The following is a 14,648-nucleotide window of genomic DNA, read 5'->3' on the forward strand; positions in this document are numbered from 1 at the left end:
CCGCCGTATCCGCAACCGAATCTGTTATAGTCGACGCATGGCACAGGAAGCACTGAAGAACGACCTCCCGCAGTCGGAGCCCCAGCAGGCGGACTATGGGGCGGAATCGATCACCGTTCTGCGCGGGCTCGATGCCGTGCGCAAACGCCCCGGCATGTACATCGGCGACACCGACGACGGGTCCGGCCTGCACCACATGGTGTACGAGGTGGTCGACAACGCCATCGACGAGGCGTTGGCCGGCTATTGCGACAAGGTCGAGGTCGTGCTGAACGCCGACGGATCGGTCACGGTGCGCGACAACGGCCGCGGCATCCCGACCGACATCCATTCGGAAGAAGGCGTCTCGGCGGCCGAGGTCGTGATGACCCAGCTCCATGCCGGCGGCAAGTTCAACCAGAACAGCTACAAGGTCTCCGGCGGCCTGCACGGCGTCGGCGTCTCGGTGGTGAACGCCCTGTCCGAGACGCTGGATCTGCGCATCTGGCGCGGCGGCCGGACCTGGAGCATGCGCTTCCGCCACGGCAACGCCGAGGCGCCGCTGGCCGACGTCGGCGAGGCGCCGATGGTGCCGGAGAAGGGCAAGCCGCTGTCGGGCACCGAAGTCACCTTCATGCCCTCGGCCGAGACCTTCACCAACATCGAGTTCGATTTCGCCACGCTGGAACACCGGCTGCGCGAACTGGCCTTCCTCAACTCCGGCGTCCGCCTGGTGCTGACCGACGCCCGCGGGGTGGAGCCGAAGGTGCAGAACCTGCATTACGAAGGCGGCCTGGAAGCCTTCGTGAGCTGGCTCGACCGCTCCAAGACGGCGCTGCACAAGCCGGCGATCACGCTGAAGAACGAGCGCCCGACCGAGCATGGCGGCGTGGTGACGGTGGAATGCGCGCTGCAGTGGAACGACAGCTACCACGAGACGACGCTCTGCTTCACCAACAACATCCCGCAGAAGGATGGCGGCACCCATCTCGCCGGCTTCCGCGCGGCGCTGACCCGCGCCATCAACAATTACGCGGCCGAATCCGGCATCGCCAAGAAGGAGAAGGTCGCCCTGTCGGGCGACGACGCCCGTGAAGGCCTGACCTGCGTCCTGTCGGTGAAGGTTCCGGATCCGAAATTCTCCAGCCAGACCAAGGACAAGCTGGTCTCGTCGGAAGTCCGCCCCGTCGTCGAGGCGGTGGTGGGCGAGGCGCTGGCCCAGTATTTCGAGGAGCATCCGGCCGACGCCCGCCGCGTCGTCCAGAAGGTGGTGGAGGCCGCCGCCGCCCGCGAAGCCGCCCGCAAGGCGCGCGAGATGACGCGCAAAAGCTCGCTCAGCATGTCGTCGCTGCCGGGCAAGCTGGCCGACTGCCAGGAGCGCGATCCGGCGCTGTCTGAACTGTTCATCGTCGAGGGCGATTCGGCCGGCGGTTCGGCCAAGCAGGGCCGCTCGCGCCAGTCCCAGGCCATCCTGCCCTTGCGCGGCAAGATCCTGAACGTGGAGCGGGCGCGGCTGGACAAGATGCTGTCGTCGGCGGAGATCGGCACGCTGATCGCGGCGCTGGGCACCGGCATCAGCGACGAGTTCAACGCCGACAAGGCGCGCTACCATAAGATCATCATCATGACCGACGCGGACGTGGACGGCAGCCACATCCGCACCCTGCTGCTGACCTTCTTCTTCCGGCAGATGCCCGACCTGATCGAGCGTGGCTATCTCTACATCGCCCAGCCGCCGCTCTACCGCATCAAGCGCGGCAACGCCAAGGAACGCTACCTGAAGGACGACCGGGCGCTCGAAGAGTATCTGGTCGAGGCGGCGCTGGGCGACCTGTCGGTCCGGCTGTCGGACGGCTCCCTGCTGATCGGCGAACAGCTGTCCGGTCTGGTCGATCAGGCCCGCACCGCGCGGCCGGCGATCGACACGCTGTCGCGCAAGGTCGGCAACGCCATGGTGGTGGAGCAGGCGGCGGTTGCCGGCACCCTGTCCGCCGCGCTGGCCGACGACAAGGCGGCGGCGGAGGCGGCGGCCAAGGCGGTGGCGGAGCGGATGAACGCCCTGGACGCCGACGGCGGCTGGCGCGGCGAGGCGCTGCCCCAGGGCGGCTATGCGGTGATCCGCGCCCGGCGCGGCGTCACCCACCGCCACCTGTTCGACACCGACCTGCTGAAGAGCGGCGAGGCCCGCCGTCTCGACGGGCTGGCAGCCGACCTGAAGCGGGTGTTCGGCACCGCCGGCCAAGCCTTCGAGAAGCAGAAGGAAACCCGCGCCCTGACCGGCCCCGTCGCCCTGTTCGACACGGTGATGGAGCTGGGCCGCCGCGGCATGACCATCCAGCGCTACAAGGGCCTGGGCGAGATGAACCCGGACCAGCTGTGGGAAACCACGCTGGACCCGACCAAGCGCTCGCTGCTGCAGGTCCGCGTCAGCCACGCCGATCAGGCGGAGGAGGTCTTCTCCACCCTGATGGGCGACGTCGTCGAACCGCGCCGCGAGTTCATCCAGGACAACGCGCTGAAGGTGTCGAACCTGGACGTGTGATGCGGGTGGTGTGGTCGGTTCGCTCTCCGTAACCGGGGAGCAAGATGGGGGCGGGGCCGCAAAAGCTCCGCCCTTTCTGTTTGCGCTGCCTCGTCTCAGTTCTTCGACCGCTCGCTCATGGCGGCGTGGCGGCGGCGGATGTCTTCCGGCCAGGAGCTTTTGATGAAGGCGAGAACCGCCCAGATGTCGGCGTCGCTCAGCTTGGCGCCGAACGCAGGCATATCGCTGCTGTAGCCGGGCGGGGCGAAGGCCGCGATGCCCTGCTTGGTGATCTTGAAGAGATCCGCGTCCGGGTGGTGCCACGTATGGCCGGACGCATCGTGAGGCGGCGCGGGCAGACGGCCGTCGGCCTTGCGGCTCTGCCAGTTCGTCTGGCCTTCGAGCCGGGACCCGTGGCACGTCGCGCACTGGTCGGCATACACCACCTTCCCGCGGGCGACCTGCACGGCATCCGCCGGGTCGGCGCTCGCCTTCGGACCGACGAGCATGATCGCGCCGGCCACCGCGACCACGGCGGCCACGGCAAAGCCGATGCCGATCGCCGCCGTTCTGGAAAAACGCATGTTGAACCTCAATGCCAGAGACCGGATGCGCGCCAGCGGGGTCGATGGCCCGGCCGCGCCCAATGGGTGGGGAGCCCGACCATGCGGGCTTCGGAGGTGGGGAACGCCTCGTCGGCCTGCTGAAGCGAGAGCAGGCGCCCGATGCGTTCCTCGATTTCGGGATGGGTGCGCAGCACGGACGGATGCGGATTGCGCCGTCCTGGCCAGAGAATACGCTCCCAGAAGCCGGGATCGTATCGCTGGAGCTTCGCCAAGGCAAATGCCAGCCCCTCCGGGTCGCCGGTCAAGGCGGCGGCATCCAGATCGGCGTCGAACTCCCGAGTGCGCGAGAGCCGCAGCTGAATGAGCGTGTTGATGGGGGGTGCCGCCCAAAGAAGCACGATCAGCGGCCAGTTGACCGTGCCGTGCCGCTCCATCGTCTGCGGCAGGCTCAGGAGCAGAAGGACGGCCCCGGTCGTCGCCATGGCGCTGGTAACCCGGCTGATGATGTCGGCCAAACCCATGGTCCAGAGATCGTGGTTGCGGACATGGCTGATCTCGTGGGCCAGGATCCCCGTCAGTTCGCGCAGGCTCATCGTTCGCAGCAACCCGTCGGTCAGGACGATGGCGCTGCCGCGCGAGGAGCCGACCGTGAAGGCGTTCGGCACCGGAGTCGCCAGATAATGCAACTCGGGAACGCTGGACAGCCCGGCGCGCCGCGCCAGCAGCCGGGTGGCCTGCTGGACCTCGGGAAGGTCGTAAGGGCCGAGGCGCCGGGCTCCGTAGAGCCGCAGGATCGTCCGCGGCGAAACGGTCGGGCTGAACGCCACCGTCGCACCGATGAGGATGGCTGACCAGACGACGCCGAACCATCCGGAGAGCAGCCAGCCGATCGCCGCCACCAGCAGGCCCAGGCTGCCCACCAGCAGGATGGATTGCCCCAGGTTCCGGAGCTTGTGGCGGCGGCGCTGCCGTTCATTGAGACGGACCATCGGCATGCTGCTCGATCCCTGCGTTGACCATGACGACCGTAACGGCTTCCGGGTCTTCGCCCCAACCGCAGCGGCAGGCCCGTGCCGGGTGACTCCTCACATCATTCCCATCGGGCTGGCGAACAGCTGGTCGGCGGCCTTCTTCTGGTCGTCGGTCAGCACGGCATAGAGCGGCTTGGCGGCGGCCTCAATGGCCTTCATGGCGTCGAGCCGGGTCTCCAGGACCTTCTGCCGGACGGCCAGCCGGTCCGGCCACGCCGACGGCATGCCGCCCTTGGTCATCTGCTCGTGCATGGCCTGATGGGCCTTGGCGTTCGACCGCAGGGTGTCGGCGAAGGCGTTCCACTGCGGCGCCTGGGCGTCGGTGATCCCAAGCTCCGCCTTCAGGAAGGCGATGCGGCCCTCGACATGCTCGAACGGCAGGCCCATGGCGCCCATAGCGCTCATGCCACCCTGCTGTCCCATCATCATCTGGCGCATCATGGGCATCATCTGCTCCATCATGCCCGGCCCCATCATGCCTGCACCCATCATGCCCGGCCCCATCATGTTGGATTGGCCGCTCTGCTGACCCATCATGCCGCCCATCATCGGGCGCATCTGGTCCATGTTCATCATCATGCCGGGCATCGCGGGTTGGACGCCCTGGGACGGCTGGGCAGGCGTCGGGGCCGGAGCGGGCTGGGCCTGGGTGGTCGTGGCGCCGGCAGGGTGGTGGGCCTGGTGATCCTGGCCCTGGTCGGGAGTGGCGGCGGTCTGGGCCTGGGCAGCCGACATCATGGCGACGAGCGCAAAGGCCGGAAGCATCTTGCGGGTGAATGACGACATGGCATCCTCCTGATCATCTGGTTCGAGCCATCCCGGCCGGACTCCACGCGGGAGCGCCGGGGACAAAAAGGCCGAGCGCACGAGATCCTTCGGCGTCCTTCGCCGAGCCGAAGCTCAGGTCGGACGCGGACAGACTCGTGGCGTCAGAGGATCAGAGAGGGGGGACGCAGTGCGGGGTCGCTGCCGATGCCTTCGGGCGTGGCCAGGGCAGGCAGATGGTCCGCCCGGTCGATGACTGGAATGAAGGCTGCGACGGCATCGACAGGGAGGGCGCAGTGCATGGTCGCGCACTGGGTGACGCTACAGCAGGCATCGTCACCGCGCACACCAAGGTGCTTGCAGAGATCCCGCTTGTGCTCATGATCTGCCACCGCGGCGACACCATCGCCGTGCGTGTCGACCAGCGCATCCTCATGATGAGCCGGGGAGTGCTGGTGAGGCGGCAGACTGGCGTGGCCCGGCGCGGCATAGACGAGCAGCGTGGCCAGCATCAGCAGGCTCACCACCGCCCTCCTCACCGTCGACCAATCCCCCCGCCACATGGCGATTGCCTTCCTTGCCCGAGGCCGGACGGCATCTGCGCGCCCACCAGCCCCTCCCGCAACCGTAAGACCATTCCCTGGTCCCTGCAACGGCACGTTCGTCTCGACGAGCGGCCGCGTCAGGCGAACATCGACCCTCCAGCGGTGGGAGGGTCAATATCAAAAGCGCTCGATGGCAACACCGGTCGATCGGCGGCGTCGGTTGACGGACATCAATGGCCGTTCCCACAGGGGCGACTATGGTTGTGCCGGCCCGGACTGGATTCGGGTCGTTCAAAGCAATGGTTGGCATGAAGCGGTTGGGCCACATCTTCGCCATTCTGGCGTTCGCCTTCGCGCTCCTGATGGGCGCGGTGGGCGGAGCCGTGGCGAATGTGGGGGCGCATGTGGACATGCCGGCCGGCTCGATGGGTCATCACGGCTCTCATCACACCCCGTCCCCTTCCGCGCCATCACAGAGCCACCACAAGGCCGCCCTCGCCGTCGCGGCGACCTGCTGCCCGGCGGCCGAGGCTCCGGCCCGGCACAGCGTCGCCATCCCGGTGACCATGGTCGAAGCGTCCTGGCACCCGCGGGCCGGCTTCGTCCCGAACGCCCGGAACATCACACCGGACACACCCCCTCCGAAGACCAGCCTCTGATCGGCCGCGCGCTCTGACGCCTGCGTCGGACGCTCGGCCATGCGCCGCCTGACCGGCGGCGTGCGCGAGCGATTCCGACCACGCGATCAGAGGACTCACATCATGCCCGAGAGGCATTTCACGACCCGCCGCGGCTTCATCGCCGCGCTGGGTTTCGGCGCCGTCTCCCTGTACGGCGCCTGGGCAGCCTATGGCGCCGCCCCGCTTCCCTTCGGCGGACACACCGGACACAAGGACGCCGCTCCGGAAGCCGGCGCCCACGGCCATGGCGGCCACGGCGCGACCGAGGGCATGGCGCCCGAGGAGTTCCGCTTCGGGCACGACGTCTTCGTCCGGAAATACGCGCAAAGGGATGGCAGCGTGAACCCGCACGCGGCCGAAGACGCCCCCGCCCATGAGGGCAATGCGCATGGCGGCCATGGTCACGCCGATGCCGGTCACGACCATGCTGCGGCGATGGCGCCCGCCGAGCCGGTCGACGTCTACCTGATGGCGCAGAAATTCGCCTACAGCCCGGACGTCCTCCGGCTCAAGGCCGGTCAAGCCTACCGGTTCCGCATGATGGCGGACGACACCACGCATGGCGCATCGATCCAGCTGGGGTCCGCCGCCCGCATCATCCGCCTGCGGCCGAACGTCGTGACCGAGCAGACGATCACCTTCACCAAGCCGGGCGAGTACCTCCTGTACTGCACCGTCTATTGCGGCCAGGCGCATGACGCCATGCACGGCCGCATCATCGTCGGCTGACCCGGGGAGGACTCACAGCATGAATACCCTCTCGACCTCCGTCGCCCCGGCCGGCACGGCCTCGCGCCTCACGGCTCGGATTGCCGCCCTGCCGTCGGCCGACAAGGCCCTTCTCACGCTGCTGTTCGGTGCCGCCCTGCTGGCGCTCGTGCTGGGGCTGGTTGGCGGCTTCGTGACCGCGCTCGCCCGAGCCGGGGCGCTCACCTTTTTTCCGGATGACGCCTACCGCATCCTGACCCTGCACGGCGTATCCGTGTTCTTCTACTGGCTCTACCTGATCCAGGCGGCGCTGCTGCTGGTGCTGGCGGCGGCGGAGAATCGCCGCGGTCTCGCCCTGCGCCCGTTGGCATGGCTCGGTGCCGCCCTGATGTTGGCGGGCTTCGGCGTCAGCGAATGGATCTCCGCCACCGGCACGCCGCTGCTCTACGACGGCAGCCCCGAACTGGCCGCGGACGACCCGCGCTCCGTCGGCGTCTTCGCGCTCGGCTACCTGCTGCTTTCGGCAGGGCTGGTGGCTTCGGCCATCAGCGGCATCGCGACCGTGCTCCAGCCCCGGTTACGCGGCGAAGCGGACGCGTTCACCTCCATCGGCTTCGCCCTGTTCGCCTGGGCGGGGTTCCTGGTCGTCAGCGCGATCGCCGCAACCAACGCCTTCCTGCCCGGCCTGCTGTGGGCGCTCGGCGCGGGACCGTTCCCGGCCGACCACGGCACCGAATGGCACATCCTGTTCCACAACCTGCACTATCTGCCGCTGATGGCGACCGTGCTGGTGTGGTACGTGCTGAGCGAGCAGCTGACCGGGGTGAAATCCATCCACGGCGCGCGCCTGTCGAAGATCGTCTTCGCCGCCTATCTGGTGTTCGTACCGCCGACCAGCCTCTACCACATGTTCCTGGAGCCGACCCTGTCGGAGAGCTTGCGGGTCGTCGGCTCGCTGCTGTCGCTGTTCGTCTCGGTGCCGACCCTGGCGGCCTTCGCCATCATCGTCTCCTCGCTGGAAGCCAGCGCCCGGGCACGCGGCGCCACCGGCTTCTTCGGCTGGATGCGGGGGCTGCCCTGGCGCAATCCGGCAATGGCCAACATGGGCTGGGCGGTGGTGAACATGATGCTGGGCATCACCTTCGCCTTCGTCCTGATCCAGGAGAAGCTGGCGCCGATGCTGTCGGACACCTTCTTCGTGCCCGGCTATTTCCACTTCTTCGCCGTCGGCGTGCTGACCCAAACCTTCCTGGCCGCGCTGATGGTGATCCTGCCGTCACTCGGCGGAGGCAGCCTGTGGCGCCCGGACCTGCTGCGGCGCATGCCGGCCGTCGTGACGCTCGGCCTGCTGATCTTTGGCGTGGCCGGCATCACCGCCGGGTTCATGGGGGTGCCGCGCCGGGTCTTCGACCTCAGTTACGGCGGCATGGCCCCGGCGGCATGGCCGATGCTGATGGCCCTGGTCGGCGTCGGCGCCACAATCTTCGCCATCGCCATCTCGGTCAGCGTCTACGGCGTCGTCCGCACGCTGCTGTCGCTGCGCCCGTCGATCGAGCAGGCGCCGGTGGTCGACTGGCGGACCGGATCGCGTGGCGTCGGCAAGGCTCCGGCCTGGACCGGGCCGCTGTCTGTCGCGGCGCTGGTCGCCGCCATGTACGTCTTCACCATCGTCGCGTTCCAACTGATCCAGTCGCTGCCGATCATCGCCATCGGCGGCGGGCATGGCCACTGAGCGCAGGAGAACCATCATGAAAATGACCGAAGAGTTCTGGCTCGTTGTCGCCATCGCCGCCGTATGGGCGGTGCTCGCCGCCGTCTACGCCCTGGTGCCGAGCCTCGGGATGCCCGGCTATGTCCGGGTCTGGGGCGGCGGCGCCCTGCTGTTTCTGGGGCTCGCCGCGGTGCTGGTCGCCGTCGGGCGAAAGGCGCACCGGGGCTGAACTGCTGCGGCACGGCGGCTTGCGCCCGGTTGGTCATCGATCCTTTCGGCCGGCATCCTCGATCGTTCCTGAACCGGCGGAGAGCGTCACCACCCCGTCCTCCCGGACAAGCCGCCGCGTGCGCTCCAAGACGGCCAAGGCCCGGTAGATGGCCTCGTGCGTCAGTCCGATCTCGGCGGCGATCTCCGTCCAGGGCCGGTCGAGCCGCAGCATCGGCGGATCGCCCGACACCTGGAGTCGAAGCCACGCCACGACCCGTTCCGGCGCAGACCGGATGTTCCGCAATTCCAGACGGCTGCGCAGGTCGCGGACATGAGCGGCAAGTCCACGGGCCAGCGCAAGCGCAGCCTGTGGGTTGTCCTCCAGGGCGGCGAGCAGGTCCGGCTTCGGGATCACCGTGACCTCGGATGGCGTCTCGGCGACGCCATCGCAGTGGTAGGCCTCCGCCCACAGAGCGGCTTCGGCAAAACTCTCACCGGCGCGGGCAACGTGCAGCGTCACCGACGAACCGTCCTCGAGGTGCCGCACGAGGCGCACCCGGCCCCGGTCGACATGAAAGACCGCCACGGTCGGATCGCCCTGGCGGAACAACGCCTCGCCAAGCTTCAGGCATCGGCGATGGAGCCGTTGCGGTTCGACGAGTCCGACCCACGCGCTTGCCCCCAGCTTTCCCAAAACCGCCTCACCCGGAATTCTCCGCTGTATGATTGCAATCATATGGCGTCGCAGGGAGTCCGGCTACCGTCCGAAGAAGTCACCCACCAGGAGGATCCCATGCCGATCCGTACCGCCGTTACCCTTGCCCTTGTCACCGCTGTTGGACTCAGCGTCGGACCTGGCATCGGATTTGGGAACGCAGCGGCTCAGACCGCGATGCCGATGGACCACGCCGCCCATCATGGCACCCAGCACGCCGGCACCGCCATGCCGCCATCCGGCGCGGTCCCGACCATGCCCGGCCAGGATGCCTTCGGCACCATTCAGGAGATCGTCCGCATCCTGGAGGCCGACCCGGCCACCGACTGGTCCCGGGTGGACATCGAGGCGCTGCGCCGGCACCTCGTCGACATGAACGAAGTCACGCTCAACGCGACGGCCGTGGCGACGCCGGTGGACGGCGGAGCCAGCTATGCCGTCACCGGCGACGGGCGGACCCTGGAAGCGATCCGCCGCATGGTCCCGGCGCACGCTCACGAGATCGATGGCACGAACGGCTGGACCGTCAAGGCCGAGCCCCTGCCGAACGGCGTCTCGCTGACCGTCACCGCCGCCGACCCGAAGCAGACGGCCCATATCCGGGGGCTCGGGTTCATCGGCATCATGGCCCAGGGAGGCCACCACCAGATGCACCACCTCGCCATGGCGAGAGGAGAGTTCAGCCACTGACGGCAGAATCACCCCAGTTCAGACCAATGTCCGGGGTGGAGGGCGGCGGCGCGGCGTTGCAGCAGGCGCAGGCGTGGAGCAGCGCACCTTTCGCAGGAAATTATAATGAAACCAGAGAGTGGGCATATAAAACACCCGGCAAAATACCTTTGTTTTCGATTCGGCAGGCCAGGAAATTCACAATCTATTTAAAACATTCATTGCAATTTTCTCAGCGGATCACCATTTGAAATTTACCGAAGCCACTCCAGGCTTGCCTCCTCTTTGCCGAGGATGGTGCATCCGAAGCGTTTTCCTGGCGTGACTCCATCCGGACGGCATGACCACCGATCTTGCCGATCATCCGGCCATCGTCGGAGAACAGCGTCGGAGAGCACCCATGGACGCAGGGACAAGCCTTGCCTTCTTCATTCTGACATCCCGGCCGGGGGAACGGCCATGACATCCCCGCTCCACTCCATCGAGGGGCAATGCCCCCATGGCGCCGATCTGCTGCGCGAGCAGCTGCGCTGGACGAATGCCGAGCGCCGCTGGCATCCGCTGCCTCCCGGCGCGGCGGACGGACGGCTTCCCCCCGCTTTTCCGCCACAGGGCAATGCCGGCCTGCCACGGGGCGCCTTGCTGACCCGTCTCACCATGGCCCGTGCCGCCGGCGCGACCGCCTTCAAGGAGCAGTGATCTCATGAGCCTTTCAGCCCATTACATCGTGTCGTGCCGAACGGACGGCTGGTTCATCCGGTTCGAGGGGGAGCGCTATGGCCCCTTCCCCAGTGGACAGGCCGGCGCGCTGATTGCCGCGGTGCAGGCCGCCAACCAAGCCGGAAAGGACGGCCACGACGCCCGCGTGCTGCTGCGCAAGCCGGATGGCGTCGTCGACGCCGTCTGGGTCTTCGGCACCGACAGCTACCCGTCGCCCTGGGTGACGGATTTGCACCGGATCGCACAACTGCCGCGGCGCGAGCGGGCCCGCACGCCCGTCCCGCCATCCTCCCCGGCACTGGAGGCCACGGCGGCCCAAGTGGCGGTGGGCCAGGCATGACCGGAAGGACGGACGCGGATCAGGCGGTCACCTCGTCGGTCCAGACCTGAAATTCCGTCAGGGTGTTGGGGCCAAAGGTGTGGGTGAGCGGCACGTCGGCGGCGTCGCGTCCCTGCGCGATCAGAATGCGCCCGATCCGGGGAGCGTTGTTCCGCGGGTCGAAGACATGCCAGCGACCGCCCAGATACACCTCCATCCAGGCGGCGAAATCCATCGGCGCATAGGGCGGCGGCTCGCCGATGTCGCTGATGTAGCCGGTGCAGTAGCGCGCGGGAATGTTCATGGCGCGGCAGAAGGCGATGGCGAGATGTGCGTAGTCGCGGCAGACCCCGCGCTTCTCGGCATAGGTCTGGGCCGCGGTTCGCGTCGGACGGGAATGCTCGTAGCCGAACGTCACATGGCCATGGACGAAGTCGCAAATCGCCTGGACCCGCGCCCAGCCCGGCGGGGTGCCCGCGAACAGCCGCCAAGCCTCCTCCGACAGGACGTCGGTCTCGCAATAGCGGCTTCCCAGCAGAAACAGCAGGGTGTCGGCAGGCAACTCGTCCACGCGGTGCTGCACGGCGCCGTGGTCCGCCGGGTCTTGCGCGCCGCTGTCGCGGATGATGCTGTCGGCACTGATGGTGACGGGGCCGGCGGGCGCGACCAGCCGGCTGCACCAGTTGCCGAAGCTGTCGCGATAGCCCTGGATCGGCGCCGGCACGCTGGTGACGATGTGGTCGGGCCGCTCCAGATCGCCGACGCGCGTGTAATGCACGTTCAGCATCACGATCATCGGTGTGGGGGCGGGAAAGCTGAAATTCAGCCGGTAACCCAGGCGAATGCGCATGAAGGCCCTCCGATGAAAAAGCATGCCGGTGACGGCGCGTGCCGATGTCGACCCGCGGCAGCAAGGGATCGGGGGAAAAGGATGGACGTATGGCGCAAGGCTGCGCTGAAAATCTTCTGAAAAAGCCTATCAGACTTTGCGCGGACTTCTTCACGTTTTGTGATTTTGCTTCACCTCGGATCGCGGCGCGAATGGATTACGCCGGCACCCCGTTGATTGCTCCTTCTATTTCTCAGCCTATTTTTTCGGCAAGAGCGGCCAATAAAAAAGGGCGGCGCCACAACGGCTCCGCCCTTTTTACTTTGCGACAGGCTCGACATGGTCGAGGCGACAGTCCCTCAGATGATCACGCCATGGTCCTTGGCGAAGGTCTTCAGCTTGTCGCGCAGGCTGTGGTCGGCCCCGGTGTAGAGCCCGCTCATGTAATCCCGCAGCGCCGCCACCTCGAGCGAGCGCAGCATGGTCTTCACCGGGCCGACCGACGGCGGCGACATCGACAAAGTGCGGAAGCCGACGCCGATCAGCGCCATGGCGTCGAGCGGCCGGCCGGCCATCTCGCCGCAGATGCTGAGCGACACCTTGTGCCGGGCGCATTCGTCGACCAGCCGGCGCAGCACGCACAGCATCGACGGCGACAGCGGGTCGTAGCGGGTCGAGGTGCGCGGGTTGCCGCGGTCGGCGGCGAACAGATACTGGGTCAGGTCGTTGGAACCGACGGACAGGAAATCCAGCTTGGGCAGCAGCGCCGGGAGTTGCCACAACAGCGACGGCACCTCCAGCATCGTGCCGACGCGCAGGCTGCTGGGCGGCTCGATGCCCTGGGCGGCAAGGCGCTTCAGCTCCAGCTCCAGCAGGCGGCGGGCACCGTCGAACTCCGCGACCTCGGCAATCATCGGGAACATCACCGACAGCGGCCGGCCGGCGGCGGCCTGCAGCAGGGCGCGCAACTGCTGGCGCAGCAGCGACGGGTGGTCGAGCCCGATGCGCACGGCGCGCCAGCCCAGCGCCGGGTTCTCCTCCTCGCCGCCGGTCATGTAGGGCAGCATCTTGTCGCCGCCGACATCCAGCGTGCGGAAGACGATCGGCTTCTCGCCGACCTCGTCCATGATGCGGGAATAGAGGTCGGTCTGCGCCTTCACGTCGGGGTAGGAGGCGCGCACCATGAAGGGGATTTCAGTGCGGTAGAGCCCGACGCCCTCGGCGCCGCTGGCGGTCAGGTGCGGCAGGTCGATCAGCAGGCCGCAGTTCAGATGCATGGAGATCGGCACCCCGTCGCGCGTCACCGACGGGAATTTGCGGATTTCCGCGTACATCTGCTCCTTGCGGTGCTGCAACGCGACCGCTTCGGAGAAGGCCATCTGGATGTCTTCGGCCGGTCGGATGAAGACCGACCCATGGTCGCCGTCGACGATCAGCTGGTCCAGCGGCTCGATCCGGTTCAGCGCGTCGGCCGCCTGCACCACCGGGATGTTCAGCGCGCGGGCGACGATGCAGACATGGCTGGCCGGCGACCCTTCCTCCAGCAGCAGGCCGCGCAGGCGAGAACGGTCGTAATCCAGCAGTTCCGCCGGCCCCATGGAGCGGGCGACCAGGATCATGTCGTCCGGCAGGGTGGCGCCGTCGGTGCCGCTGGTCTTGCCGGCCAGATGTTGCAGCAACCTGTTGGTCAAGTCCTCGAAATCCATCAACCGTTCCCGGATGTAGGGATCGGTCAGATGGCTCATGCGGGCGCGGGTGTCGTTCTGCACCTGCTGCACCGCCGCCTCCGCCGTCAGGCCGACGCGGATCGCCTCGCGGATGCGCGACAGCCAGCCGCGGTCCTCGGCGAACATCCGGTAGGTCTCCAGGATGTCGCGCGGTTCGCTGAGCCCCGCCAGCGACGCCGCTTCCAGCAGGTCGTCAATGGCGCTGTGCATGGTCTGCAGCGCGGTGTTGAAGCGCTCCAGCTCGGCGTCGGCATCCTCCGCCACCATCTGGCGGACGGTCAGCTGCGGCCGGTGGATGACGGCGAGCCCGATGGCCAGCCCGGCGCTCATCGCCGTGCCCGACAGGCGGGCCGGCAACAGCACCGGGTCGCCGGTGGTGGTGACCTCCACCGGATTGACCAGTTCGCTCTGCGCCACCAGCTCGGCGACGACCATGGCGATGGTCTGGAGGGTTTCCACCTCCTCCTCGACATAGCGGCGGCGGTCCTTGTGCTGGATCACCAGCACGCCGCGCACCTTGCTGCCGCGCAGGATCGGCACGCCGGCCAGCGACTGGAACGGGTCCTCCCCCGTCTCCGGGCGGTAGGCGAAACTGGGGTGGGAGGGCGCGTTGTCCAGTGCCACCGGGCGGGCGTGGCCGGCGATGTAGCCGACGATGCCCTCGCCCACGCGCAGACGGGTGTTGTGGACGGCGGTCTTGTTCAGGCCCTCGGTGGAGAACAGCTCCAGCACCTCGCCGGCGCGCATGACGTAGCAGGAACAGACGTCCGCCTTCATCTCCGCCGCGATCAGCGTGACGATCTTGTCCAGCCGGTCCTGACCCGACCCCGACCCGGCCATGATGTCGCGCAGCCGGGCGAGCAGCCGGCGTGACGAGGTGCCGTCGAAACGGACGTCCATTCCCCCCTCCATACCGCCGCCACCGGTTGCCGTGTCGAGGGTGTCGGTCATGT

General features: G+C 67.8%; 16 protein-coding genes. 9 read left to right on the top strand and 7 right to left on the bottom strand.

All coding sequences use genetic code 11. The features are described 5' to 3' along the window. The first annotated feature begins 37 nt into the window (after nucleotides 1–37). Nucleotides 38–2,521, top strand: coding sequence for a DNA topoisomerase (ATP-hydrolyzing) subunit B (gyrB, locus tag TSO5_RS17155; protein WP_109152687.1), 2,484 nt, complete (start codon nucleotides 38–40; stop codon nucleotides 2,519–2,521). 95 nt (nucleotides 2,522–2,616) lie between these two features. Here the strand turns inward: gyrB and TSO5_RS17160 are convergent, their stop codons facing one another. The 4 genes from TSO5_RS17160 to TSO5_RS17175 all read right to left on the bottom strand — a co-directional run bounded on the left by TSO5_RS17160 (nucleotide 2,617) and on the right by TSO5_RS17175 (nucleotide 5,386). Next, on the bottom strand, nucleotides 2,617–3,096 hold the full coding sequence (locus tag TSO5_RS17160; protein ID WP_247870795.1) for a cytochrome c: 480 nt from the start codon (nucleotides 3,094–3,096) through the stop codon (nucleotides 2,617–2,619). Further along, nucleotides 3,093–4,061, bottom strand: a complete 969-nt coding sequence (locus tag TSO5_RS17165; RefSeq protein ID WP_109152689.1) for a zinc metalloprotease HtpX — start codon at nucleotides 4,059–4,061, stop codon at nucleotides 3,093–3,095. The genes TSO5_RS17160 and TSO5_RS17165 overlap by 4 nt, the downstream gene beginning before the upstream one ends. Before the next feature lie 90 nt (nucleotides 4,062–4,151). Next, the gene (locus tag TSO5_RS17170; RefSeq protein WP_109152690.1) at nucleotides 4,152–4,883 is read right to left on the bottom strand and encodes a Spy/CpxP family protein refolding chaperone; all 732 of its coding nucleotides are present in this window, start codon (nucleotides 4,881–4,883) and stop codon (nucleotides 4,152–4,154) included. A gap of 143 nt (nucleotides 4,884–5,026) precedes the next feature. Further along, entirely contained in the window at nucleotides 5,027–5,386 is a 360-nt protein-coding gene (locus tag TSO5_RS17175; RefSeq protein WP_146203786.1) for a hypothetical protein, read from the bottom strand. Nucleotides 5,387–5,715: 329 nt separating this feature from the next. On the opposite strand from TSO5_RS17175, the gene TSO5_RS17180 reads away from it, so the two are divergent. The 4 genes from TSO5_RS17180 to TSO5_RS17195 all read left to right on the top strand — a co-directional run bounded on the left by TSO5_RS17180 (nucleotide 5,716) and on the right by TSO5_RS17195 (nucleotide 8,735). After that, complete coding sequence (locus TSO5_RS17180; RefSeq protein WP_146203787.1) at nucleotides 5,716–6,066, top strand: hypothetical protein; 351 nt, start codon at nucleotides 5,716–5,718, stop codon at nucleotides 6,064–6,066. A gap of 102 nt (nucleotides 6,067–6,168) precedes the next feature. Next, the gene (locus TSO5_RS17185; RefSeq protein WP_146203788.1) at nucleotides 6,169–6,816 is read left to right on the top strand and encodes a cupredoxin domain-containing protein; all 648 of its coding nucleotides are present in this window, start codon (nucleotides 6,169–6,171) and stop codon (nucleotides 6,814–6,816) included. 19 nt (nucleotides 6,817–6,835) lie between these two features. Next, on the top strand, nucleotides 6,836–8,527 hold the full coding sequence (locus TSO5_RS17190) for a cbb3-type cytochrome c oxidase subunit I (protein ID WP_158282439.1): 1,692 nt from the start codon (nucleotides 6,836–6,838) through the stop codon (nucleotides 8,525–8,527). A gap of 16 nt (nucleotides 8,528–8,543) precedes the next feature. Next, nucleotides 8,544–8,735, top strand: coding sequence for a hypothetical protein (locus TSO5_RS17195; protein WP_109152695.1), 192 nt, complete (start codon nucleotides 8,544–8,546; stop codon nucleotides 8,733–8,735). 33 nt (nucleotides 8,736–8,768) lie between these two features. Here TSO5_RS17195 and TSO5_RS17200 read toward each other — a convergent pair whose 3' ends face one another. Next, entirely contained in the window at nucleotides 8,769–9,410 is a 642-nt protein-coding gene (locus TSO5_RS17200) for a Crp/Fnr family transcriptional regulator (RefSeq protein WP_247870796.1), read from the bottom strand. A 99-nt stretch (nucleotides 9,411–9,509) separates the two neighbouring features. Here TSO5_RS17200 and TSO5_RS17205 point away from each other — a divergent pair, with 99 nt between their 5' ends. The 4 genes from TSO5_RS17205 (at nucleotide 9,510) to TSO5_RS17215 (ending at nucleotide 11,160) form a co-directional block, all read left to right on the top strand. Further along, a complete protein-coding gene (locus TSO5_RS17205) occupies nucleotides 9,510–10,121 on the top strand; it encodes a hypothetical protein (RefSeq protein WP_146203789.1) in 612 nt (203 codons plus the stop codon). A 26-nt stretch (nucleotides 10,122–10,147) separates the two neighbouring features. Continuing rightward, nucleotides 10,148–10,351 (top strand): hypothetical protein, encoded by a 204-nt coding sequence (locus tag TSO5_RS32275; RefSeq protein ID WP_146203790.1) that lies wholly within the window; start codon nucleotides 10,148–10,150, stop codon nucleotides 10,349–10,351. Nucleotides 10,352–10,559: 208 nt separating this feature from the next. After that, nucleotides 10,560–10,799 (top strand): hypothetical protein, encoded by a 240-nt coding sequence (locus tag TSO5_RS17210; protein ID WP_109152698.1) that lies wholly within the window; start codon nucleotides 10,560–10,562, stop codon nucleotides 10,797–10,799. Between the two features lie 4 nt (nucleotides 10,800–10,803). After that, entirely contained in the window at nucleotides 10,804–11,160 is a 357-nt protein-coding gene (locus TSO5_RS17215) for a hypothetical protein (protein WP_109152699.1), read from the top strand. 19 nt (nucleotides 11,161–11,179) lie between these two features. Here the strand turns inward: TSO5_RS17215 and TSO5_RS17220 are convergent, their stop codons facing one another. Together TSO5_RS17220 and ptsP are read right to left on the bottom strand one after the other, a co-directional pair. Continuing rightward, on the bottom strand, nucleotides 11,180–11,989 hold the full coding sequence (locus TSO5_RS17220; RefSeq protein WP_109152700.1) for a transglutaminase family protein: 810 nt from the start codon (nucleotides 11,987–11,989) through the stop codon (nucleotides 11,180–11,182). 338 nt (nucleotides 11,990–12,327) lie between these two features. Beyond that, nucleotides 12,328–14,646, bottom strand: coding sequence for a phosphoenolpyruvate--protein phosphotransferase (gene ptsP, locus TSO5_RS17225; protein ID WP_109152701.1), 2,319 nt, complete (start codon nucleotides 14,644–14,646; stop codon nucleotides 12,328–12,330). Between the last annotated feature and the right edge of the window lie 2 nt (nucleotides 14,647–14,648).

The organism is Azospirillum sp. TSO5 (assembly GCF_003116065.1).
Lineage (GTDB): Bacteria > Pseudomonadota > Alphaproteobacteria > Azospirillales > Azospirillaceae > Azospirillum.